Source organism: Parerythrobacter aurantius (assembly GCF_045291475.1).
Taxonomy (GTDB): Bacteria; Pseudomonadota; Alphaproteobacteria; order Sphingomonadales; family Sphingomonadaceae; genus Parerythrobacter; species Parerythrobacter aurantius.
The window spans coordinates 1,379,355-1,401,179 of the sequence record NZ_CP147985.1; the positions used below are offsets into that span (position 1 = coordinate 1,379,355).

Annotated in this window: 24 protein-coding genes; 11 read left to right on the forward strand and 13 right to left on the reverse strand. The window is 66.3% G+C overall.

Annotation, left to right across the window (positions count from 1 at the left end; all coding sequences use genetic code 11):
• The first annotated feature begins 35 nt into the window (after window positions 1-35).
• Complete coding sequence (locus tag WAB17_RS06825; RefSeq protein ID WP_435419258.1) at window positions 36-2,480, forward strand: ligase-associated DNA damage response DEXH box helicase; 2,445 nt, start codon at window positions 36-38, stop codon at window positions 2,478-2,480.
• A 4-nt stretch (window positions 2,481-2,484) separates the two neighbouring features.
• Here the strand turns inward: WAB17_RS06825 and WAB17_RS06830 are convergent, their stop codons facing one another.
• From WAB17_RS06830 to WAB17_RS06850, 5 genes are all read right to left on the reverse strand, one after another.
• Window positions 2,485-2,916 carry an ExbD/TolR family protein gene (locus tag WAB17_RS06830; protein ID WP_435419259.1) on the reverse strand — a complete coding sequence of 144 codons (432 nt, stop codon included), beginning with the start codon at window positions 2,914-2,916 and terminating at the stop codon, window positions 2,485-2,487.
• A gap of 158 nt (window positions 2,917-3,074) precedes the next feature.
• Window positions 3,075-3,542, reverse strand: coding sequence for an ExbD/TolR family protein (locus tag WAB17_RS06835; protein ID WP_435419260.1), 468 nt, complete (start codon window positions 3,540-3,542; stop codon window positions 3,075-3,077).
• A gap of 45 nt (window positions 3,543-3,587) precedes the next feature.
• The gene (locus tag WAB17_RS06840; protein ID WP_435419261.1) at window positions 3,588-4,112 is read right to left on the reverse strand and encodes an ExbD/TolR family protein; all 525 of its coding nucleotides are present in this window, start codon (window positions 4,110-4,112) and stop codon (window positions 3,588-3,590) included.
• Between the two features lie 87 nt (window positions 4,113-4,199).
• Window positions 4,200-4,994 (reverse strand): MotA/TolQ/ExbB proton channel family protein, encoded by a 795-nt coding sequence (locus tag WAB17_RS06845; protein ID WP_435419262.1) that lies wholly within the window; start codon window positions 4,992-4,994, stop codon window positions 4,200-4,202.
• Between the two features lie 39 nt (window positions 4,995-5,033).
• Window positions 5,034-5,783, reverse strand: a complete 750-nt coding sequence (locus WAB17_RS06850; RefSeq protein ID WP_435419263.1) for an energy transducer TonB — start codon at window positions 5,781-5,783, stop codon at window positions 5,034-5,036.
• Between the two features lie 312 nt (window positions 5,784-6,095).
• On the opposite strand from WAB17_RS06850, the gene WAB17_RS06855 reads away from it, so the two are divergent.
• Both WAB17_RS06855 and WAB17_RS06860 read left to right on the forward strand, forming a co-directional pair.
• Window positions 6,096-6,995 (forward strand): hypothetical protein, encoded by a 900-nt coding sequence (locus tag WAB17_RS06855; RefSeq protein WP_435419264.1) that lies wholly within the window; start codon window positions 6,096-6,098, stop codon window positions 6,993-6,995.
• 77 nt (window positions 6,996-7,072) lie between these two features.
• Window positions 7,073-8,404: a homoserine dehydrogenase gene (locus tag WAB17_RS06860; protein ID WP_435419265.1), complete on the forward strand. Its 1,332-nt coding sequence runs from the start codon at window positions 7,073-7,075 to the stop codon at window positions 8,402-8,404.
• A gap of 3 nt (window positions 8,405-8,407) precedes the next feature.
• On the opposite strand, the gene WAB17_RS06865 is transcribed toward WAB17_RS06860, so the two are convergent.
• Window positions 8,408-8,887, reverse strand: a complete 480-nt coding sequence (locus WAB17_RS06865; RefSeq protein ID WP_435419266.1) for a hypothetical protein — start codon at window positions 8,885-8,887, stop codon at window positions 8,408-8,410.
• Window positions 8,888-8,937: 50 nt separating this feature from the next.
• Between WAB17_RS06865 and glpX the strand changes: the two genes are divergently transcribed.
• The 3 genes from glpX (at window position 8,938) to WAB17_RS06880 (ending at window position 11,714) form a co-directional block, all read left to right on the forward strand.
• The gene (gene glpX / locus WAB17_RS06870) at window positions 8,938-9,942 is read left to right on the forward strand and encodes a class II fructose-bisphosphatase (protein ID WP_435419267.1); all 1,005 of its coding nucleotides are present in this window, start codon (window positions 8,938-8,940) and stop codon (window positions 9,940-9,942) included.
• Window positions 9,943-10,029: 87 nt separating this feature from the next.
• A complete protein-coding gene (locus WAB17_RS06875; RefSeq protein ID WP_435419268.1) occupies window positions 10,030-10,668 on the forward strand; it encodes a hypothetical protein in 639 nt (212 codons plus the stop codon).
• A 110-nt stretch (window positions 10,669-10,778) separates the two neighbouring features.
• The gene (locus WAB17_RS06880) at window positions 10,779-11,714 is read left to right on the forward strand and encodes a ribose-phosphate pyrophosphokinase (protein ID WP_435419269.1); all 936 of its coding nucleotides are present in this window, start codon (window positions 10,779-10,781) and stop codon (window positions 11,712-11,714) included.
• Window positions 11,715-11,741: 27 nt separating this feature from the next.
• Here WAB17_RS06880 and WAB17_RS06885 read toward each other — a convergent pair whose 3' ends face one another.
• A complete protein-coding gene (locus tag WAB17_RS06885; protein ID WP_435419270.1) occupies window positions 11,742-12,686 on the reverse strand; it encodes a helix-turn-helix domain-containing protein in 945 nt (314 codons plus the stop codon).
• A gap of 91 nt (window positions 12,687-12,777) precedes the next feature.
• On the opposite strand from WAB17_RS06885, the gene hisN reads away from it, so the two are divergent.
• From hisN to WAB17_RS06910, 5 genes are all read left to right on the forward strand, one after another.
• Complete coding sequence (gene hisN, locus WAB17_RS06890; RefSeq protein WP_435419271.1) at window positions 12,778-13,548, forward strand: histidinol-phosphatase; 771 nt, start codon at window positions 12,778-12,780, stop codon at window positions 13,546-13,548.
• A 50-nt stretch (window positions 13,549-13,598) separates the two neighbouring features.
• On the forward strand, window positions 13,599-14,354 hold the full coding sequence (locus WAB17_RS06895) for an SDR family NAD(P)-dependent oxidoreductase (protein WP_435419272.1): 756 nt from the start codon (window positions 13,599-13,601) through the stop codon (window positions 14,352-14,354).
• Window positions 14,355-14,524: 170 nt separating this feature from the next.
• Window positions 14,525-14,728, forward strand: a complete 204-nt coding sequence (gene rpmI / locus WAB17_RS06900; protein WP_234092401.1) for a 50S ribosomal protein L35 — start codon at window positions 14,525-14,527, stop codon at window positions 14,726-14,728.
• Window positions 14,729-14,754: 26 nt separating this feature from the next.
• Window positions 14,755-15,114 (forward strand): 50S ribosomal protein L20, encoded by a 360-nt coding sequence (gene rplT, locus WAB17_RS06905; RefSeq protein ID WP_435419273.1) that lies wholly within the window; start codon window positions 14,755-14,757, stop codon window positions 15,112-15,114.
• Window positions 15,115-15,219: 105 nt separating this feature from the next.
• On the forward strand, window positions 15,220-16,104 hold the full coding sequence (locus tag WAB17_RS06910) for a helix-turn-helix domain-containing protein (RefSeq protein ID WP_435419274.1): 885 nt from the start codon (window positions 15,220-15,222) through the stop codon (window positions 16,102-16,104).
• Here the strand turns inward: WAB17_RS06910 and WAB17_RS06915 are convergent.
• Genes WAB17_RS06915 through WAB17_RS06940 form a run of 6 tightly spaced genes read right to left on the reverse strand, consistent with a single transcriptional unit; the run spans window position 16,101 to window position 21,799 of the window.
• Window positions 16,101-16,907, reverse strand: a complete 807-nt coding sequence (locus tag WAB17_RS06915; RefSeq protein WP_435419275.1) for a glycosyltransferase family 2 protein — start codon at window positions 16,905-16,907, stop codon at window positions 16,101-16,103. The genes WAB17_RS06910 and WAB17_RS06915 overlap by 4 nt on opposite strands.
• Entirely contained in the window at window positions 16,904-17,575 is a 672-nt protein-coding gene (locus WAB17_RS06920; RefSeq protein WP_435419276.1) for an acyltransferase, read from the reverse strand. The genes WAB17_RS06915 and WAB17_RS06920 overlap by 4 nt, the downstream gene beginning before the upstream one ends.
• Window positions 17,572-18,141 (reverse strand): putative colanic acid biosynthesis acetyltransferase, encoded by a 570-nt coding sequence (locus tag WAB17_RS06925; RefSeq protein ID WP_435419277.1) that lies wholly within the window; start codon window positions 18,139-18,141, stop codon window positions 17,572-17,574. The genes WAB17_RS06920 and WAB17_RS06925 overlap by 4 nt, the downstream gene beginning before the upstream one ends.
• Window positions 18,138-18,851, reverse strand: coding sequence for a hypothetical protein (locus WAB17_RS06930; protein ID WP_435419278.1), 714 nt, complete (start codon window positions 18,849-18,851; stop codon window positions 18,138-18,140). Before WAB17_RS06930 ends, WAB17_RS06925 begins: the two co-directional genes overlap by 4 nt.
• Complete coding sequence (locus WAB17_RS06935; RefSeq protein WP_435419279.1) at window positions 18,851-21,007, reverse strand: GumC family protein; 2,157 nt, start codon at window positions 21,005-21,007, stop codon at window positions 18,851-18,853. The genes WAB17_RS06930 and WAB17_RS06935 overlap by 1 nt, the downstream gene beginning before the upstream one ends.
• 36 nt (window positions 21,008-21,043) lie before the next feature.
• Entirely contained in the window at window positions 21,044-21,799 is a 756-nt protein-coding gene (locus WAB17_RS06940) for a polysaccharide biosynthesis/export family protein (RefSeq protein ID WP_435419280.1), read from the reverse strand.
• Window positions 21,800-21,825 lie beyond the last annotated feature (26 nt).

Sequence of the window (21,825 nt, forward strand, 5' to 3'; positions counted from 1 at the left end):
TGGTCCCGTCGAGGCCGGTCGTGCGTTGACGCGGCATGATCGACGCCGTTCCGCCGGAAATCGATGCCTGGTTCGCCGGTCGCGGCTGGCGCGTGCGGCGGCACCAGGCGGAAATGCTCGCGGCTTCCGACAGCGGGCGGCACGCGCTGCTGGTGGCGGATACCGGCGCCGGCAAGACCCTCGGTGGCTTCCTCCCGACGCTGGCCGAGTTCTGCCCTTCGCGGTTGGCGGGGAGTGCTCCGCCCGATGGGCTCCACACGCTCTACGTGTCGCCGCTGAAGGCGCTGGCGCATGATGTGCAGCGCAATCTCCTCACCCCCGTCGAGGAAATGGGCCTGCCGATCCGGATCGAGACCCGCAGCGGCGATACACCGTCGGACCGTAAGCGGCGCCAGCGTGAAAAGCCGCCGCATGTCTTGCTGACGACACCGGAAAGCCTGTCGTTGCTGCTGAGTTACCCCGACAGTTTCGAACTCTTCGCGGGGCTCCGGCGGATCGTGATCGACGAGGTGCACGCCTTTGCCACCGGCAAGCGCGGCGACCTGCTGGCGCTCAGCCTGGCTCGCCTGCAGGCGATTGCGCCCTCGCTCCAGCGTGTCGCCCTGTCGGCGACGCTGGCCAATCCCGAGGGCTTTCGCGAATGGCTGGCGCCGTGGGGGGAAATCGACACCGTCGTACTGGTAGAAGGCGAGGCCGGCGCTCCGGCCGAGGTCGAGATCCTGCTGCCAGAGGAGGAGCGTGTTCCCTGGGGCGGACATGCGGGTACCTGGGCCGTGCCGCAAGTCTACGAAACAATCCGCCAGAACCGGACGACGCTGGTGTTCACCAACACCCGCTTCCTTGCGGAGTTCCTGTTCCAGCAACTGTGGGACATCAACGACGACCTGCTGCCGATCGGCGTCCATCACGGCTCGCTCAGCAAGGAGGCGCGGCGCAAGGTCGAAGGGGCGATGGCGCGGGGCGAACTGCGCGCATTGGTGGCGACGGCCAGCCTCGACCTCGGCGTTGACTGGGGAGATATCGACTGCGTGGTCCAGATGGGGGCGCCAAAGGGATCGTCCCGCCTGCTCCAGCGGATCGGGCGCGCCAATCATCGGCTCGACCAGCCGAGCAGGGCCCTGCTGGTCCCCGGTAACCGCTTCGAGTTCCTCGAGGCGCAGGCGGCCAAGGATGCGGTCGACGAAGGCCAGCGCGACGGGGAGGAGTTCCGCCCCGGCGGGCTCGACGTTCTGGCCCAGCACGTCATGGCCTGCGCCTGCGCCGCGCCCTTTGCGGAAGCCGAACTGCTAGGGGAAATCCGCTCCTCGCTATCCTATGCCTGGGTCGACGAGACCGTTTGGGAGCGCGTGCTGAACTTCGTTGCCACCGGCGGCTACGCGCTGAAAGCCTACGACAAATTTCGCCGGATCGTGCGCGACAGGGCAGGCGTCTGGCGGCTCGCCCATCCGGAAATGGCGGCGAAACACCGGCTCAATGCGGGCATCATCATCGATTCCGAAATGCTCGAAGTGCGGTTTCGCAATGGCCGCTCGCTGGGGAAGGTAGAAGAACGGTTTGCCGCATCCTTGCGCCCCGGCGACACCTTCGCTTTCGCGGGGCAGGCGCTGGAGGTCGAACAGCTTCGAGACATGGAGATCGTCGTCCGGGCGACTGCGAAGTCGGCGATGATCCCGAGCTATGGCGGCGCGCGCATGCCGCTGACGACCCATCTTGCCGACCGGGTGCGCGCGATGCTGGTCGACCGGGCGGGCTGGGCTCGGTTTCCCGACGATGTGCGCGAATGGCTGGAAGTGCAGGACTGGCGCAGCAGGATGCCTGGCCCGGACAAGTTGCTGGTCGAGAGCTTCCCCCATGCGAAGAAGCATTACACGGTCTATTACACCTTCACCGGCTGGAACGCGAACCAGTCCCTCGGCATGCTCATCACCCAGCGGATGGAGGTGCAGGGGTTGATGCCGGGCGGGTTCGTGGCCAACGACTATTCGTTGGCGGTCTGGGGCCTCCGCCCGGTGACCGATCCGGCGCCGCTGCTATCGCCGGATATCCTCGCGCATGAATTCGTCGAGTGGGTTCAGGAAAGCTACCTGCTAAAACGGGCGTTCCGGGAAGTGGCGGTAATCGGCGGGCTGGTCGAGCGCCAGCAGCCGGGCAAGCGCAAGAGCGGGCGGCAGGTCACCTTCTCGACCGACCTCATCTACGATGTGCTCCGCAAGTACGAGCCCGACCACGTTCTGCTCGAAGCGGCCTGGGCCGATGCGCGCGAGCGGCTGACGGACATCGGGCGGTTGCAGGACCTGCTCGAACGCTCCGCCGACCAGCTCGAGCACGTTGTGCTGGACCGCGTCAGCCCCTTGGCGGTGCCCGTCATGGTCATGATCGGCCGCGAAAGCATGCCGCAAGGGTCGGTCGACGACGAACTGTTGCTGGAAGCCGAAAGCCTGGCCAGTGCGGCGATGCGGCTGGATAGCTTGCCCGGCTGATCCCCTATTTGCCGAAGCTTGCGTATTGCTCGTTGCCGACGAAGCCGAAGCGCTCGACACCTGCTTCCCTGATCAGGGCGATTGTCTTGGCCGACCGGTCGTAACTGGCACCCGCGGCGGGCTGAAAGCGTAACTCGGCGCGATCGGCCTGGGCTGCAAGCGCCGTCAACTGGCCGCGTAGTGTCTCCCGGTCGACCGGGGTTCCGTTCCAGTATAGCCGGTCGGCCTCGTCGATGAAGACCGCGTTGCGATCCGCGAGCGGCAAAATGGCCCTGCCCGGACCGGGAAGGTCGACCTGGACCGAATGGGTCATGACGGGAACGCTGAGAATCATCATCACCAGCAGCACGAGCAGGACATCAATCAGCGGGGTCATGTTCATTTCCCCCGTGGTGGCTTTCGGCAGTCGCGTGAAATGGAGCCTGCGTCGTCTCATAGCCTCTCTCCCCATTAGATACACAATAACATAACATACGAGGGCGGGCCGGCAATAGCCATGTTCGGGGGCGAGCCAAGGAGTGGGGCAAGCGTTTCGCAACAAAAAAGGGGGCGGATCGCTCCGCCCCCTCATTGGTCGTTTGTGCCGGTTTTCGCTTACTGCGAGCCGCCCGCTGCGGGGGCATTCGGCGACTTGCCGAACACGCGGTACTGTTCGTTGCCGACGAAGCCGAACTTGGTCACGCCCGTGCCCTTGATGATGCGCAGGACGTTGGCCGACAGCTCGTAGCTGGTCTGCCCTTCCGGTTCGAACTGCAGCTCGGGCTCCGGATCCATCGTCTTGGTCTGCTCGAGATAGGTCACGAGCTGGCTCTGATTGATGACCTCGCCGTTCCACAGGATCTCGTTGCCCTGGGTGAGAACGATCTTGTTCTTGACCGGGTCGATCGCATCGGGCGGCGGCGGGTTGGGGTCGGGGCTCGGCAGGTCGATATCGACCGAGTGGGTCGCGACCGGGATGGTGATGATGAACATGATGAGCAGCACGAGCAGGACGTCGATCAACGGCGTCATGTTCATGTCGGTCATCGGCTGGCCATCATCCTTGCCGCCTGACATTGCCATGGTGGGATACTCCTCTTGTCTCTAACTGCGGTCGATCGGTGCCGCTTACGGCTCGACCGGGTTGGAGATGAAGCCGACGGTCGGATAACCTGCCCGCTGGACCGTGTAGATGGCCCCGGCCACGCAGCGCCACGGGGCGTTGACGTCGCCGCGGATGTGCACCTGCGGGATCAGCTCGGGGTTTTCCATCATCGCCTCTTCGCCGCCGGCGCGCTGCACCAGAGCTTCGAGGCGATCGAAGGCCTGCTGATACAGTTCTTCCGAATCGACGGGGGTGATGTTGTTGAAGTAGATCCGGCATTCGCCTTCGCGTGCGGCGCCGGTATAGCCCGGCTCCCCGGCGCTACGGCCGTTTGCGTCGGTGGTGCTGACGGTCAGCGACAGGTTTTCGACCTTGTCCTTGGACTCGACCGCCACCATCACCGGGATCTTCAGCTTTTCAATGGTCTGGATCGCGACCGGGACCGCGATCAGGAAGATGATCAGGAGAACCAGCATCACGTCCACCAGCGGGGTGGTGTTGATGTCGGACATCGGCGTTTCGCCGCCGCCTCCCATAGAAATCGCCATGACTACATCCTATCCGTCTGTGGTCGTTTCGTGACCGGACCGGGGCGGTGTGGCGGCAAGGCCCCGCCGCCCCGGTTCCGAATGCGCTCAGTTCTTGGTCGGAACGCCGCCGACAGTGGTGGCCGGAGCTGCTGGCTTGGCCGGAGCAGCCTTGGCCGGAGCCGCCGCGACGACGGCCGGCTTGATCGTGCCGTTGGAGTTGATGTTCGCCAGCAGGTCGGTCGAGAAACCGGTCAGCAGTTCGGCAATGCGACGATTGCGTGCCTGCAGCCAGTTGTAACCGAGCACGGCGGGAACGGCGACGAGCAGACCGATGGCGGTCATGATCAGCGCTTCACCGACCGGGCCGGCGACCTTGTCGATCGAGGCCGAACCGGCGAGGCCGATGTTGATCAGCGCGCGGTAGATACCGATAACGGTCCCGAGCAGGCCGACGAACGGCGCGGTCGAACCCACCGAAGCGAGGAACGACAGGCCACCGGCGAGGCGGGCGTTGATGGTGTCTTCCGAACGCTGCAGCGAACCGTGGAGCCAGTCGTGGGCTTCCAGCTTGTCGGTCATCTTGCCGTGCTGGTCGTCGGCGGCGAGCGCGTCGTCGACGAGCTGGCGCCAGGCACTGTTCTTTTCCAGCTTGGTGGCGCCGTCACGGATGGTCGGAGCCTTCCAGAAGTTTGCGCGGACCTGGTTCTTGTACTGGTTCATGATCTTGTTCTGCTCGAGCAGCTTGGTGATCAGGATGTAGAACGAACCGACCGACATGATGATCATGACGGTAAGGATGGCCCAGGCGATGACACCGCCCTGTTCCATGGCTTCCATGAAGCCGAATTCGGTCTTGGGCGCCCCTTCGGCCGCGGCGGCAGTGAGAAGTTGGGTAATCATTTCGCGAGTTCCTCTCGAAAAATAGCTGAATCAGATGAATTACTGCGGGATCTGCCAGCGCACCGACTGGGAATAGGAGCCGGCGACCGGCTGCCCTTCGCCGTTGGTGGCAGGATTGAAGCGGGCACGACGCTGCATGTTCTTGCAGGTCGCATCGTCGAGCAGCGGCGAGCCGCTCGAACCGGTGACGGTGCAGCCGGTCACATTGCCGCTGGCATCCACCGACAGGCGCACGGTGGTGACGCCTTCCTGCTCCTCACGCAGCGCGCGCGAGGGGTAGTCGTTGGTGGTCACCCAGCGCGACGCATTGCCCTTGGGGGTCGGCGGCTTCGGCGGAACCGAGGCCTTCTGCGCAGGGCAGGTTGCATCGATGCGGACGACTTCGCCGCCAGGGCAGGTCTTGGTCTGCGGACCGCACGATGCGGAAGCATCGATAACGCGACCGTCGGCGCAGGTCTGCGTAGTCGCTCGCCTGTCGACCTCTTCGCTGCGATCGTATTCCTGATCGGTGGTGTTCGTCGCCGTGTTCTGGGTGTTCTCGAACCGCGGCTGCGGAATCACCATCGGCGGCGGGGCCGTGTCAGGAACTTCCTCGGGCGGGGGCGGCGGGGGCTCTTCCTCGGGCTCCGGCTCTTCCACATCGACGGTCGTGACCCGTTCGACGACGGCTTTCGCCGCCTCGTAGGCAAGACCGGTGACGAGGGTATAGCCGATTGCAACGTGAAGGAGAGCAACTAGGACGATGGCAATCATCCGATTGCCGCTCATCTGTTGGTCAGCGTAGGCCATGCAGTCGCATCACTCCGTCTGCGCCGGTATTTCCGGCTCTCAAATGTCCGGCGGCTGCACCGGACGGCGATCCTTTTCATCCATCGGAAAACGGCCGCACAGCGTCGAATCGGCATTGCGCCGACCGGGCCGTGCCCCCAAGATGGAATCAGTCCGGGAGTTTTGTTTCTCCAGCCCCGAACCGGCCAAGCCTTAGCTATTGTGCCGGTGAGGCGCAAACGCTTTATCGGTTAAGGGCGGATTCACGGGCTTGACACAAGGTTTGGTAGGAATTGCCGCGATTGCCGGCCCGCCGCCCGCGCAGGAGTATTCATGTCGTTCGTTTCTCTGATCCATGCCGATGTCCCCTCCGCACACGCCACGAGGACGATACGCGCGGCGACCTGTGCGGCGGCAGTGCTGCTTGCGGCCGCAGTCCCTTCGCCAAGCTTTGCGCAGGCTACCGCGCCCGGCGCCGCGCCGACCTATGCCGACCTCGCCGACCTTGCCGATGCCGCGCAGATGGTGGTGCGGGCAAAGGTACGCAAACAGGTGGCGGTGGAGCCGGACCGCGCCACCGGCGTCGCCCCCGGGTTCGCCCGGGTATATATCGAGGCCGATACCCAGGCGCTGATCGCCGGCACGGTCCCGGTCGGGCAGCAGCTGCGCTACCTGGTCGATGTCCCGCTCGATGCGCGGGGCAAGGTCCCCAAGCTCAAGAAGACCGAAGTGATCCTCTTTGCCCGAACGGTTCCGGGCCGCCCGGGCGCGATCCAGCCGGTCGCTGCCGACGGCCAGTTGCCGTGGAGCGCTGAGCTGGAGGCGCGCCTGCGCCCGATCCTTGCCGCGCTGGTGGCGCCGGGTGCGCCACCGAAGGTCGCGGGCATCCGAGACGCTTGGTCCGTGGCCGGCAATCTGTCCGGCGAATCGGAAACACAGGTCTTCTTCCGCACTCCGGGCGGCGCGCCGCTGGCAATCAGCGTGGTCAGGCGGCCCGGGGCGCAGCCGGCGTGGGGCGTTTCCTATTCCGAGATCGTCGACCAGGCGGTGCGCCCGCCGCAGCCGCAATCACTGGGCTGGTACCGGCTGGCCTGCTTCCTGCCGCCGGCCTTGCCGGGCGCTGCCAACATCTCGACCCAACAGGCCGACCGGGCGCGGGCCGAGGCGGATTACCGCTTCGTCCTGCAGCAGCTCGGCCCGTGCGAGCGAACCCGCAAGCCGCCGGTCGGCTGAGGCCATAGGCCGGCTGTCGCGCCCGCAAGATTAAGTGCTTCCCATGCCCGCAGGCCGCTCGCTAGAGCTTGCGGCCGATGGAAACCGACGCCGCCAAGCCGCCCCTGCGTATCGCCCTTGCCGGTCTCGGCACCGTGGGGGCGGGGGTCATCCGGTTGCTAGGGGAGAACCGCGCGCTGGTTGAGGCACGGGCCGGGCGGCCGATCGAAGTCGTCGCGGTCAGCGCGCGCGATCGCGGGCGCGACCGCGGGATCGACCTGTCATCCTATCGCTGGGACGACGACATGGCGCGCCTCGCCGCGGGCGAGGATGTCGACCTGGTGGTCGAACTCGTCGGCGGGTCCGACGGACCGGCGCTGGCGCTGGCCCGCGATGCGCTGGGGCGCGGCAAGGGCCTCGTCACCGCCAACAAGGCGATGATCGCGCATCACGGCATGGAACTGGCCCGGCTGGCCGAAAGCACCGGCGCGCCGCTGCGGTTCGAAGCGGCGGTTGCCGGCGGCATCCCCGTGGTCAAGGGATTGCGCGAGGGTGCTGCCGCAAATGATGTGCAACGCGTCTATGGCATCCTCAACGGGACCTGCAATTATATCCTGACCACGATGGAACAGCGCGGGGCCGACTTTGCCGAGACGCTGGCCGAAGCGCAGCGGCTGGGCTTTGCCGAAGCCGACCCCGCCTTCGACATCGACGGGGTCGATGCGGCGCACAAGCTCGCCATCCTTGCCGCGCTGGCGTTCGGGGCCGAGGTCGACTTTCCCGCGGTCGAGATCGAGGGAATCCGCCGCGTTCGCGCGGTCGATATCGCCCAGGCCGATGCGCTTGGCTATGTGATCCGCCTGATCGGTGTAGGCGATGTCGAGGCAGATGAGGGCGGCGCTGGCGCGCGGCGGTTGCTGCAGCGTGTCCGCCCGTGCCTCGTCGCCAAGGACCATCCGCTGGCACCGATAACCGGCGCGACCAATGCTGTGGTGGTGGAAGGCAATTTTTCCGGGCGCCTGCTGTTCCAGGGGGCCGGGGCCGGAGACGGACCGACTGCAAGCGCGGTTGTCGCGGACCTTATCGACCTGGCGCGCGGCGACAGGGGCGCTGCCTTTTCGGTCCCCGCGCATTCCCTGGCGGCCTTGCCGAAGGCTGATTCGGGCGCGCGCGAGAGCCGCAGCTACATCCGCTTCATGGTCGCCGACCGTCCCGGCGTGCTGGCGGAAATCGCCGCAGCCATGCGCGATGCCGGCGTGTCCATCCAGAGCCTCCACCAGGGAGGGGAGGCCAAGGGCGGCGCCGGTGTGCTGGTCGCCATGGTGACGCATCCCGGCCCCGTGCGCTGCGTGCGCGAGGCCGTGGCCCTGCTCGAAGGGTCCGACAGCCTTGTCGAGGAACCACTCGTCATGCCGATCCTGCGCAGCTAGCGGCTATTCCGGCCTTTCGCCCTTGGCGATCTTGTCGGCATCCGACCCCGGCGGTGCCTCGGGCAAGGCAGTGATGTCGAAGATATAGGCAGGCGGCGGCGGGCAGGTCACACCCTTGATGCAGCCGGAAGCTGTGGCTTTTCCCCTGAAGATGCCCGGTCCTGCCACATCGGGCGGATCGCCGTCCCAGCTGAGATGGCTGTCGTCGCCCTGATCGAGGCGTGACGGCACCCGGAACTGCGACTGTTCCTCCAGCGCCGCGCAGACGACGATCTCGCCCGGTGCAGGATCCTGGCAATCGACCGCAACTTCGGGTTCCGGTTCGGCCGGGCCGTAGGCGGCGTTGGCAGCGGCGAAAGCTTCTTCGGCCGTGGCTGGCGTGGCGGCCCCGTTCCCGGGTGGGTCTGACTCGGGCGCAGACTGGCCGGTGAGCGCGAGACCTGCAAATGTGGCAATCGCCCCGCGCCGTATCGACAATGTCACGCTCCCCGTCTACGCGGCGCGCAAAACGCCTGAGAGGGACTGAATCCGACATGAACACCCCTACCTCCGCTGCCGGCACCGAAAGCGAACTCGATCGCGTCCTCGTGCTGGAGATGGTCCGCGTAACCGAAGCCGCAGCCATTGCCGCTTCGGCCCTGATCGGGCGCGGCGATGAGAAGGCTGCCGATGCAGCGGCGGTGGAGGCCATGCGCAAGGCGTTCGACCGGCTGTACATGGACGGCACGGTCGTGATCGGCGAAGGCGAACGCGACGAGGCGCCGATGCTTTACATCGGTGAGAAAGTGGGCGGCGCCCCGGGCAAGGGTCCGCGGATCGACATCGCGCTCGACCCGCTCGAAGGAACCACCATCACCGCCAAGGCCGGGCCCAATGCTCTGGCCGTGCTGGCGGCAGCCGAAGAGGGCAACCTCCTCAACGCGCCCGACACCTACATGGACAAGCTGGCCGTGGGCCCGGGCTATCCCGAAGGCATCATCGATCTGGCCAGATCGCCGTCGGACAATGTGCGCGCCGTCGCAGCCGCCAAGGAGTGCGATCCCGCCCAGATCAACGTCTGCGTGCTCGACCGTCCGCGCCATGCGGCGCTGATCGAGGAATTGCGCGGGCTCGGCTGCGGGGTCGTGCTGATCGGCGATGGCGACGTCGCCGGCGTAATCGCGGTGACCGATCCGGAAACCACCATCGACATGTACATGGGCCAGGGCGGCGCGCCCGAAGGCGTTCTTGCGGCAGCGGCGCTGCGCTGCGTCGGCGGACAGTTCAACGGCCGGCTCGTCTTCCGCAACGACGACGAAAAGGCGCGGGCACGCAAGTGGGGCATCCCGGACAGCGAATTCGACCGGATTTACAAGCTGGAGGAACTGGCCCGGGGCGACTGCATCTTTGCAGCGACCGGCGTGACTTCGGGCTCGCTGCTCGACGGGGTGAAGCGCAAGCGCGGCCCGGCCGGGGAGGACATCCTCACGACCGACAGCGTGGTAATGCGTGCATCGTCCGGCACCGTGCGCTGGATCAAGGGCGAACACCGCGTCTGATTCCCTGGGCGGCGCGGGTCGCATGCTTTCACAGGGCTTTCGCGCCGGTTCAGCCCGCCGTCACCCCGGCGACGCCATACGCGCCGCATGACCTTCCGCCCGCTCGTCCTGGCCATATCGGCCGCCCTCTCGGCTGCGATCCCCTTGTCGGTCGCAGCGATGCCGCCCGCCGATGCCTGGGAAATCGGCCCTGTGATCAAGGGTCGCAGCTACTCGATCGGCATGCCGCGCCAGCCCGATGCCGAGCGCGGCGGCGCGGTGGGTTTCGCTTTCCCGGTCGAAGGCGAGGTCGATGCCCTGACCACCGCCGTAGGCTCGCTCGAGGGCGCGCGGCAGATCACGATGCGCTACCGGATCGAGGCTGCCCGCGGCACGCGCTTCGTCCCCAGCGAAGCGCCCGACCAGACGGCGACGGTCTCGCTCTACCTCCAGCGCGCCGGCGATACATGGTCGGCCCGAGGCAAGTACAGTTCCTACCGCTGGTATGTGCCGGTGCGGGCGGTCATGCCGATCACGCCAGGCACGCATACGGTGACGATCCGCTTCGACGAACAATGGACCAATGTCTTCGGTGTCCCCAATACCGACGACCCGCAGGGCTTCGCTGCGACGATGCGGAACACGGCCCGGATCGGTGTCGCATTCGGATCGGCGGGCCTGCGGAGCCATGGCGTTTACGCCACCGGCCCGGCCCGTTTCACCCTGCTCTCGCTCGATATCGACTGATGGGCGGCTGTCCAGCGCGATGTAGCGTCGACAAGCCGCCGGTGCGCGTTGCAATTCCGTGACGCGCCGCTAGGCGGGTTTGCATCCGCAGCCAGGGGGATTCGCATTCCATGAAGATCATGTCCGGCAACTCCAACCTGCCGCTGGCCCGGGCGATTGCCGCCTATCTCGAAATCCCCCTGACAGATGCCAGCGTGCGCCGTTTCGCCGACGAGGAGATCTTCATCGAGATCCACGAAAATGTGCGCGGCGAAGATGTGTTCCTGGTGCAGTCCACCAGTTTCCCGGCGAACGACAATCTGATGGAACTGCTGATCGGGATCGACGCCCTCCGCCGCGCCTCGGCCAAGCGGATCACGGCGGTCGTGCCCTATTTCGGCTACGCCCGGCAGGACCGCAAGCCGGGCCCGCGCACACCGATCTCGGCCAAGCTGGTCGCCAACCTCATCACCGAGGCGGGCGCCGACCGGGTCCTCGCGGTCGACTTGCATGCCGGCCAGATCCAGGGTTTCTTCGATATCCCGACCGACAATCTGTACGCCGCGCCGGTCATGGCGGCCGATATCCAGGCGCGTTACGGCGATCGCGAGCTGAAGGTCGTCTCGCCCGACGTCGGCGGCGTGGTGCGTGCCCGCGCCCTGGCCAAGCGGCTCAACGACGCCTCGCTTGCCATCGTCGACAAACGCCGCGACCGGCCGGGCGAAAGCGAGGTGATGAACATCATCGGCGAAGTGAAGGGATGCCATTGCATCCTGATCGACGACATCATCGATTCGGGCGGCACGCTGTGCAATGCGGCCCAGGCGCTGCTCGATGCGGGCGCGTCCTCGGTGGCCGCCTACATCACGCACGGCGTCCTTTCGGGCGGGGCCGTGGCCCGGGTCGAGGGATCCGCCCTGACCGAACTGGTCATCACCGATACCATCGGCGCGACCGATGCGGTTGCGGATGCGAAGAAAATCCGCTCGCTGACCATTGCGCCGCTGATCGGCGAGGCGGTCCGCCGGATAGCCGACGAAAGCTCGGTCAGCTCGCTGTTCGACTAGTCCCGCCCTGCCGCCCAAGCGGCAAGCTCACTGCCAGGGCCGGCGTTCGCCTTCGGCCAGACGGTCGAGAGCTTCGAGCCGCCGAGCCTGTCGTGCTTCGAGGGTAATCGTCATCAGCGGTTGCGGAGTGCGCACGAATTGCATCGGGGTCATCCCGAACATCGAAGAAAAATCCCTGATCAGGTGCGACTGGTCGAAATAGCGCAACGCCAGTTCCTGGGCCTCCGCGATGTCGGCCACCCCGCGCAGGTGTGCGGCCATGTCGAGCGCGCGCGCACGGCGCAGCACCTGTTTCGGGCTCAGGCCGAAATCGCGTTTGGAGACCCTTTCGAGCTTTCGCTTGTCCACTGCCAGCCGCGCGGCACAAGCCGCGACCGAGAGGCCCGGGTCCTCGAACGCCAGCCGGTTGAACCCTTCCGTGGTCTTTCCCGGTGGCTTCGCCTGAGCCTGTGCGAGCAGGGCTTCCATGCAGTCTTCCAGCGAATCCATCCAGGCCGCGACATCGTCGGTCCCGGCAAAGCGATCCATCAGCGCCGCCTCGTTCCACCCGAGGGCCGAATAGGACAGGACCCGGTCGAGCAGGTCGGTCGAAGGCAGCCCGCCGAGCGCGTGACAGGCACCGGGCTTCAGGGCGAGCCCTACGCTCGCAAAGCCGCCGCGGACGCTGACCGGCATCCGCCGCGTCTGCGGGCCGAAAAACAGGGCCTGCCGCCGGAACAGGTGCGACCCGTCGGCGGAATCGGCGTGCCAGTCGCCGTCAAGCAGGACCCGCAACACCGGACCGTCGGAAAATATGCCGCAGGATATGATCGCATCCCGCGGCGCTTCGACCCGAATGCCGTAGACATGCGCGACCCACGGCCGCAAGCTGGCCCGCGGTTGCCGGTTGAAAGATATGGCTTGCCCGTCGCGGGTCGTTTCGTGGAGCGAACCCTGTTTCCGGGCAGGTTGTTCGGGTTTGGCCGACGCCATCCGTGCCTCCAGTCGGACACACCCTAGCAGCGCGCATGGGGCGTGCAAGCTCGCTTGACGCGGTGGCCCATAGCGGGGCAGGGCACAGCGGATGGTCACCGACGCCGATATCGCCCTCGCCCACCGCCTCGCAGACGCTGCACGGGCGGAAATCGTGCCGCGCTTTCGCCAGGTCGGCAGCGAACGCAAGGCGGATTCCTCCCCGGTGACCGAGGCCGACCGGGCGGCGGAAGAGGCGATGCGGCGCATCCTCAAGGCCGAAGTGCCGCATGACAGCGTGCTGGGAGAGGAATTCGGACTGGAGCCCGGGCGCAGCACGCGCCAGTGGGTGCTGGACCCTATCGATGGCACCACGGCCTTTCTTGCCGGGCGTCCGCTGTTCGGCACGCTGATCGCGCTCTTGCACGACGGGTTTCCTGTCCTCGGCATTATCGACCAGGCCATCCTCGGCGAACGCTGGCTCGGTGTTGCGGGGCGGGCGACCAGTTTCAACGGGTCGCCGGTGCGGACGCGGGTGTGCCCGACCATGGAAGAGGCGACCATTGCCACTACTGGCCCGCACTACTTCACAGTCGAGCAGGGCAACCGCTTCATGGCGCTGGCCGGGACGACCGATCACAAGCGGATGGTGATGGGCGGCGATTGCTACAATTACGCCATGCTGGCGAGCGGGCATATCGACATGGTGGTCGAGGCCGGGCTCAAGCTGCATGATTTCGCCGCCCTGGTGCCGGTTGTCGAGGGGGCCGGCGGCGTCATGGCCGACTGGAACGGAGATCCGCTCCACGCCGGGTCCGATGGCCACGTAATCGCGCTGGGCGATCCGGCACGGTTGGAGGACGTGGTGGAGGCGTTGGGGTAACTCATCGCGCAGGTCCGGTACCAATCGGCTTGTCGGCAGTTGCAGCGATCATGCGGACCATTCTCGTCACTGGCGCAGGCAATGGCATCGGCCGTGCCGTCCTGATGCACTTCCACTCCCTCGGCTGGCGCGTAATCGGCCTCGACACCGATGCCGAAGCTCTGGCCGAACTGCGCGATGCGACGGCGCCTCAGCAGGCGCTGCTGCTCAGGTGCAACGTTGCCAAGGAAGGCGCAGTCATCCGTGCGTTCGGGCGGATAGGCGACTGGCTTGGCAGTGATGCGCTCGCCTGCCTCGTCAATAACGCAGGCATTGCCGACCCTTTTTGTGGGCCGCTCGAAGATCTCGAGCTGGCAGGCTGGCAACGGTGGATCGACGCCAGCCTGACCGCGGCTTTCCTGGTCACCCGTGAAGCATTGCCATTTCTCCGGCGCGCCGAGGGTGCAAGCGTCGCCAACATATCGTCCACTCGGGCCGTGATGAGCGAACCGGAAACCTTCGCCTACGCGGCGGCCAAGGGCGGGCTCGATGCCCTGACGCACTCCCTTGCCATCTCGCTTGGTCCCGGCATCAGGGTCAACGCCATCAGGCCCGGCTGGATCGAAACCGGACCATGGCAGAAGGAAGCGGCGCGCACCCGGCCCGACCACCGCCCGATCGATGGTGCCCAGCACCCGGCCGGCCGGGTCGGCGAGCCGCGCGATATTGCGCAGGCCGTGCTCTACTTGCACGAAGCTGGCTTCGTCACAGGCCAGGCGATCAACATCGACGGCGGCATGAGCGTCAAGATGATCTACGCCGACTGACCTCTCGCTTCCAGAGCGCATGGGCCCGGGCCACTGCCGTGCCGGGAATCGCTTGCAATATGCAGCCGGGCCGCTATGTGCGCGGCCTTCACTGACACGTGATTCAACCGCCTGCCTGGCTGAAAGGGCTGCCAGGGCCGACCGGACGTGTCTCTGCAAAGGAGATGAAAATGCCCAAGCTGAAGACCAAGAGCGGCGTGAAGAAGCGCTTCAAGCTCACCGCCACCGGCAAGGTCAAGCATGGTGTCGCCGGCAAGCGTCACCGCCTGATCAGCCACAATGCCAAGTACATCCGTACCAACCGCGGCACCACCGTCCTGTCGGAAGCCGACACCAAGACGGTGAAGAAATGGGCCCCTTACGGGCTCGATTGAGCGCGCTGGCTTAAGGAGAACTTGACATGACTCGTATCAAACGCGGCGTCACCACGCGCGCCAAGCACAAGCGGATCCTGGAACAGGCGAAGGGCTATCGCGGCCGTCGCAAGAACACGATCCGCGTCGCCCGCCAGGCCGTCGAAAAGGCCGGGCAGTACGCCTATCGCGACCGCAAGGTGAAGAAGCGCAATTTCCGCGCCCTGTGGATCCAGCGCATCAACGCAGCCGTTCGCGCGGAAGGCCTGACCTATTCGCAGTTCATGCACGGCACCAAGCTGGCCGGGATCGAGCTCGACCGCAAGGTGATGGCCGATCTTGCCATGAACGAAGGCGCCGCCTTCAAGGCGATCATCGCGCAGGCCAAGGCAGCCCTGCCGGCCTGACGACTTGCGAATGCCTATCGGAAGGGGTGCTGCGGGATGCCGCTGCACCCCTTTTCGCATCTGTTGCTTGTATGATTGCGACAGGATAGATTGTAGGGCGGACCGATGAGCGAAACAGCCGCCCTCGACCTGCAGTTTTTTCCCGCGCCCGCAGAGCTCGCGGATTGCATTTCAACGATCTATCGCCTCGATGTTGATCTTGCTGCCGGCGAGATGCTGAGCGACGAATTGCTGCCCGAATGGGGCAATCTGCGCTTCGTCAGCCATAGTCAGGAACGCGAAGGTCATCTGGGCGCCTGCAGGCTCGGCGAGGGCGGCTTCTATGCCAGCGGGCCGAGCGACCGGCGGACACCGGTCGAACTGGGCAAGACGCGGCTCTGGGGTGTGGGCTTGCTGCCGCTCGGTTGGGCCAGCCTGGTTCGCGCGCCTGCGGGCGAACTCGCCAATCAGGTATTCGACGGCGCTCGCCATCCCGCTTTCGCCCAATTCGCGTCGATCGCAAAAGAACTCGACCGGTCCGCGATCGACGATGCAACCGAATATGAATGCCTTTGCAAAGGCTTGTTGCAACACGCCAGGCCTCCGCGCGACGAGCAACGGATCCGCGATGTACAGCAGGTAATGAGCGACCCCTATCTCGTCCAGATCCCGGATTTCGCCACGCGGGCCGGCATCAGCGTGCGGACCCTCGAGCGGATCTGCCTGCGATATTTCGGGTTCAGCCCCAATGTTGTCCTGCGTCGGCAGCGCCTCGTCCGCAGCCTCGCCTCATTCATGAGCGAGGAAACCGCCCGCTGGAGCGATGCGATCGACCGGCATTACCACGACCAGTCGCATTTCGTGCGCGAGTTCCACCATTTTATGGGAATGAGCCCGACCGATTACGCCAGCCGACCGCATCCCATCGTCGGTTCCTTCATACAGAACAGGCAGAGAGTCTGGGGCCGCCCGGCCCTTGCCGGAGACGATGTGCCGGCAAGCCTCGCCTAGGGGGCGCGGAACAAGGGACCCTTGCGCACACGCTCAAGCGTACGCACTGGATGACGCATGTGCTTCGCCAGACGCAGAGCTCGTCCGGCCCACAGGTCGCTTGTCCGCATGGGGCGGCCCATCAGGCGTTCGAAATTACGCTCCGCACTGGCCCTGTGCTGGCTGGCAAGTCGCCCCGACATGGTGATGGAACCCGGGTGCAGCCGGTAGCATCCCAGAAAGGCGTCGACCGTGGATATTCGAGCGCCCGACAGGTAGAGCGAGGTCAGCAGGCTTCCGTCCCAGTTGCTGCGGTCGGCCGGATCGAAACCGCCGCTGGCCCGGAACGCCTCGGCACGGATGAAGGTGGCGGGCTGGATCTGGACATGGGCGCCCGTCGCGACGGCATAGCGGGTGAAGGGTTCCGACCACACCCGGCGAAGCGTCCGGCCCTGCGCATCGATCGCCAGCGCGTGGCCACAGGCGACATCGACATGGCCATGCCGCGCAAACCAGCTTTCCATGTGCGCCAGCGCGCCCGGCAGCAGCACGTCGTCGGAATTGAGATAACAGAAGATCGCACCCGTGGCCCGGGCGAACCCGTGGTTGAGGCCGTCGGCCGGGCCCTTATCCGGTTCGAACACCGGGACGAGGCGCGGGTCGTCGTAACCGGCGATAATGTCGCGGCTGCCGTCGGTCGAACCCGGATCGCAGACGATATACTCGAAGCTCGCGCCTTCCTGCGACAGGACGGAGTCCATCGCCTGCCGCAGGAACGCGGCCTGATTGAGCGAAATGGTGACCACGGAGAAAGTCGGGGTCATTCGATGAAGCCGGACTCGCGCAGGAAATATCCTAGGTCGGCAGGCAGTTCGCCGACCCGCATGGCGGGATTGCCGCGGTAAAGCCCGAGCGGCTGCGTCTCGCGCGTGTCGAGAACCGAACCCGCGCCGAGGATCGAGCGTTCGGGCAGGGCGCTGCCCTTGAGCAATATCGCCCGCGAGCCGACAAAGGCATGCGCCCCGATCGCGATGGCGGCTGCATCCTGCCGCGATTCGCGGAAGTCGAAGCTGTGGCTGATGATCTGCGAATGCCAGCCCGCCACTGTCGCATGGTGCCCCACGCTTACGCCGCCCGTGCAGTCGATCAGGTGCCTGTGCGTAACCGCGCCTTCGTCTGCGATGACGAGCGACGGAGTCCGGTCGGGCAGGTGGGCAAAGCTGCCGCCAGCCCCCCTGCGGACTGCCGTGACCCAATTCAGGTTGCCGAGACGGGCATTGTAACCGAGCTCGAGGAGCGACAGTCCCTTGACGAGGGTCAGGTGTCCGACAACCGCGCCTTCGCCGAGCACTGCCCTGTCGGCCCCGATCACCGACAGGCCGATGCGGGCGCTGCGCGCAATCGTGAAACCGGGGATCAGACCCAGCAACGGCCGCCTCAGCGGCCAGGGCAGCGGGAGCACCAGCAACTGGAACAGCATCCGCAGCGTCATGCGGCGCTGTCCCGTGTCGAAACCTGCTGCGCCGGATTGCCGGCCCATACCGTGCCCGCCGGGAGATCGCGCGTGGCGCATCCGCGCGCGCCAAGTACCGCCGCTTCGCCGACTGTCACGCCCGGGCCGACAAAGGCCTCGGCCGCGATCCATGCCTTGGCGCCGATGGCGATGGGACGGGTCACGAGCTGGTGCGCAGGATGACGATAGTCGTGATCGCCGGTGCACAGGAAGGCCCGCTGCGATACGACGGCGCCCGTACCGATGGCGACCGGCGCCTGGTTATAGCACTGCACCCCGGGGCCGAGCGTGCTCCATGCGTCCATCGTCAGATTGCGCGGCAACCAGATACGGGCGGAAGGATAGATGCGGGCGTGCGGGGCGAGACTGGCTCCGAACAGGCGCAACAGGGTGCGCCGCCAGGCCCAGCCGAACGGCGGCGGCAGGATCCGCGCGAGCAGCAGCCAAACGACCGCGAACAGGGCGCGCTCGATGCGATTGGCCAGCGAGAAACTGGGCCCGCCATGCACCGGATCGTGGGTGCGTGCATCCAGCGGTTCGCTCATGACCCCGCTTCCGCCAAGGCCTTCCCGAGCCGGGCCCTTTCGGCAGGCTCCATGGCAGAGGCTCCAAGGCCATGAGCCACCGATTGCAGCAAGTCGCGGCGTCGCGCCGTGTCCTGCCGTTCGAGCGCAAGCGCGAAATCGATCCGTCCTCCCAGCGCAGACGGCCGGCTTGCGGGCAGCCGCAGGTACACCAGCCACCATTGTCCGGCGACGGCGTTCACGGCCCGTGCCGCCAGAGCCTCGGGTCCGCCGGGTCTCGTCATCATCAGGTCGGCGGCCGGGGCCGCGGCTTCACCGCCGAGTGTTCGCCCCAGCGCGTCGATGCGCTGGGCGGCAATCTCCATGTCGCCATTGTCCAGCGCCAGGGCAGCGAGACGGGCGTTGGTGAGGGGGTCTCTCCAACCGAGCGCCGCCGAAAGGTTCAGCGCCCCCGTCCGGTCGAGCACCTCGCCGCTCTCTATGACGATTCCCAGCGCTTGCTGGCCAAGAGGCATGACCCTCAAGGCCGCGCGCGCGCGGGCCGCGGCCACTTGCTTCGCGTCACCAGCCGGGGATCGCAGCGCCGCGCGGGCACTGGCCAATACGGCTTGTGCCCCTGCTGGCAAGGGTGCCGCCGACGGATCGGTGGCCTGCAGCGCCGGCGGGAGCAGGATCGCCGAACCGGCCAGCGTTGCGAGCAAGGCGAAACCTGCCGCCAGTGCGCGGTGCATCACGCCCGCTCCGCACCATAGCTGTAGTAATAGCCGTATTCGTAGCCGTAGCCTGCACTTTGCGGATCGAACTTGTTGAGCACCGCACCGTCGATCGTCACATCGTTGCCGGCAAGGCGGCGGATGGCCGCCGCCGCCCGGCCATGGCTGGCCCGCCCGGCTTCTATGACGAACACGAGATGTTCGATCCGGCGGGCGAGCAGCACGGTGTCGGCAAGGCCCATCACGGGCGGTCCGTCATAGATTACGACGTCGTAGCTGCCGTTCGCCCATTCGCGGAACTCCTCGAAGGACTGGCCGGAGAAATATTCGGGAACCGATGGCGGAAGCGGGCCGGAGGCCATGAGATCGAGGTTGGGGCCGGCCGCGATCACGGCATCGGCCGGCGCGATCTGGCGGGTCAGCACATCGGTCAGCCCGCGCTCGCGCCCGACGCCGAAGATGGCGTGTTGCGAAGGACGCCGGAGATCGGCATCGACCACCAGCACGCGGCGCCCTTCGCGCGCGAAACTGCGGGCGATGCCATAGGCGACAAGGCTCTTGCCTTCGGACTGCTGTGCGCTGGTGATGAGGAGGTCCGTCTTGCCGCCCGTTCCCAGCAGGCCGAGCGAGGTGCGTAGCGCTGCAAAAGCCTCCGACACGCTGGACTTGGGATTGTCCAGCACCTGCGGCGGCGTCGCGCCAGGATCGAGCCGCGGTACGCTGCCGAGGAACGGCAGGCCGAACCTGGTCGAAACGTCGTCCGGCGTACGCGCCGCATCGTCGACGAATTCGCGCAGGAAGACATAGATGCCTGCCAGCAACAGCCCGGCCAGCAGGCCGAGCGCCGCATTGATCAGCGGCTTCGGCCTCACTGGCGATGCCGCCGGCTGGGCCTGTTCGATGACCGAAATGTTGGATGTGGTGATCCCGGCCGAGGCGCTGACTTCCTGGAAGCGCGCCAGGAGGTCGTCATACATGTTGCGGCGCGTGGTCGTCTCGCGGGCGAGGATGTTGAATTCGATCCGCCGTGCCTGCTCGCTGGCGGTATTCTGCTGCAGTCCGGCAAGATCGGCGGCAAGTTGCTGTTCGTTGCGGAGCGCTGCCTGGTACCGTTGCCGCAGCGACCCGCGAATGTCGGCCACGGCGCGCGAAAGGTCGCGTTGCAGCGAAGCGATGCGCCGGGTGTGTTCCAGCATCACCGGATGTTCGGCGCGATAGCGCGAGGCATCCCGGCTGCGGTCGGCTTCCACCACCGCCAATTCGCGCTGCAGCTGCCCGATATAGGGATTGGTCTGGACTTCGGGGATTTCCAGCGGATCGCCTGCAGAGGCAGCGCGATAGCGTTGCTCTGCCGCAATCCGTTCCGCCCGCACCTGGCCCAGCGAATCCGCCGCGCCGATCAGGGTCCGCTGCGTCAGCGACATCGGCGCATCGTCGTTCGATCCGTCGCCGTCGAGATTGACCAGGTTGTTCGCCTGCGCATAGCCGACCTGCGCCCGTTCCGCCTCTTCCAGGGCCTGCTTTGCCTCGGCCAGCTTGCCGGCGAGGTACTCGCGCGCGTAGGAGGTATTGTCGAATTGCCGCTCGATATTGCCGGCAATGAAGGCTTCCGCATAGGCGTTGGCGATGTCCGCCGCATAGGCCGCGTCAGGGCTTTCGAAATAGACGTCGACGATGCGGCTGTAGCGCGGGAGATCGGCGGAGACGTTGGCTTGGAGTGCGGCAGCGATGGCATCCTTGCGTGTCTGCGCCAGCGTCTTGCCGGCCGCCGGGGTGGTCGGCGCAGAGATATGCATCCGTTCGAAGAAGGTGTCGCCTTCGGCCAGCTTTTCGCGCTCGACCAGGGTCAGCGCGGTGCCGCGGCTCAGCAGGACGTCGATCTGGGTCTGGATGAACCGTTCCACGTCCCAGTCGACCGTCCGCAACGAGTTCTCTTCGCCGAGGACGTCGTCGGTTTCGCTGTCGATCTGGAGGGCGGTCCGGGCGCTGTAGACCGGCGTCGTTGCCAGCGCGAGCGCGATCGCAATGGCGAGGGCGAGCGACAGTATTCCGCCCACGGCATAACGATGGCGGTAGATCGCCGACCATACGCGCCTGAGGTCGATGCCGAGACCCGGCATGCCGCGGTCCTCGGCATAGAGGCCCTGGCTGGGTTCGGTGATGCTGCCGGACATATTCACGCCCGCCCCCGCCGGTTCGTGCGCGCGCGATCAGTTGCCGTCATCGGTATCCGCCGGCGCACTGCCGCTTCCGTTGTTGTCGGCCAGGATGGCGAAGGTCTGGAAGATGCCCAGCAGCGGCGCCATTTGCAGCGCATCGCGATAGGCGAGCTTGAGCCCGTCGGTTCCGACGATGACCTGGTCCCCGGCGAGGATTTCGATATCGGGCGCGGTGCCCGCGTTGATGGCCCCAAGGTCGAACATGCCGCCGACCCGTTCGCCATTGTAGCGCCGGAACACCACCACTTGGTCGAATTTGGCGACATTGGTCGGACCGCGGGCGAGGGCGACAGCATCGACCAGCGAAATCCGGCCCGGGATCGGATAAACCCCGGGCTGGGTAACGGCGCCGGCGACCGTTACCTGCTGCTGCGCGGATTCGAGGATCGACACCGTGACGCTGGGATCGACGAGGAAGCGGGCAGCGAACCGGCGTTCGAGGTCGCGGGCGAATTCCGCCGCGGTCAGGCCGGCGGCATCGACCGGGCCCAGCAGCGGTACCTGGATATTGCCGTCAGGGTCGACGATGCCGCGCTCGATCGACAGTTCCTCTTCGCGGTAAACCGTTATGGCGATGGTGTCGCTCGGCCGGATTTCCACGCGGCGCGGCGAAAAGACATTGCCTTCGGGTATCGCGGCATAGGCCGCCTCGCCCGCGGGTACCACCGGGGCGGGACCGGTGCTGCAACCGGCGAGCGCCAGCGCGGCCACCGATGCCAATGCCAGTTTCCGCCATTTGCCGTCCATTTCGACCCCTTGGTCCGACCCTTGTC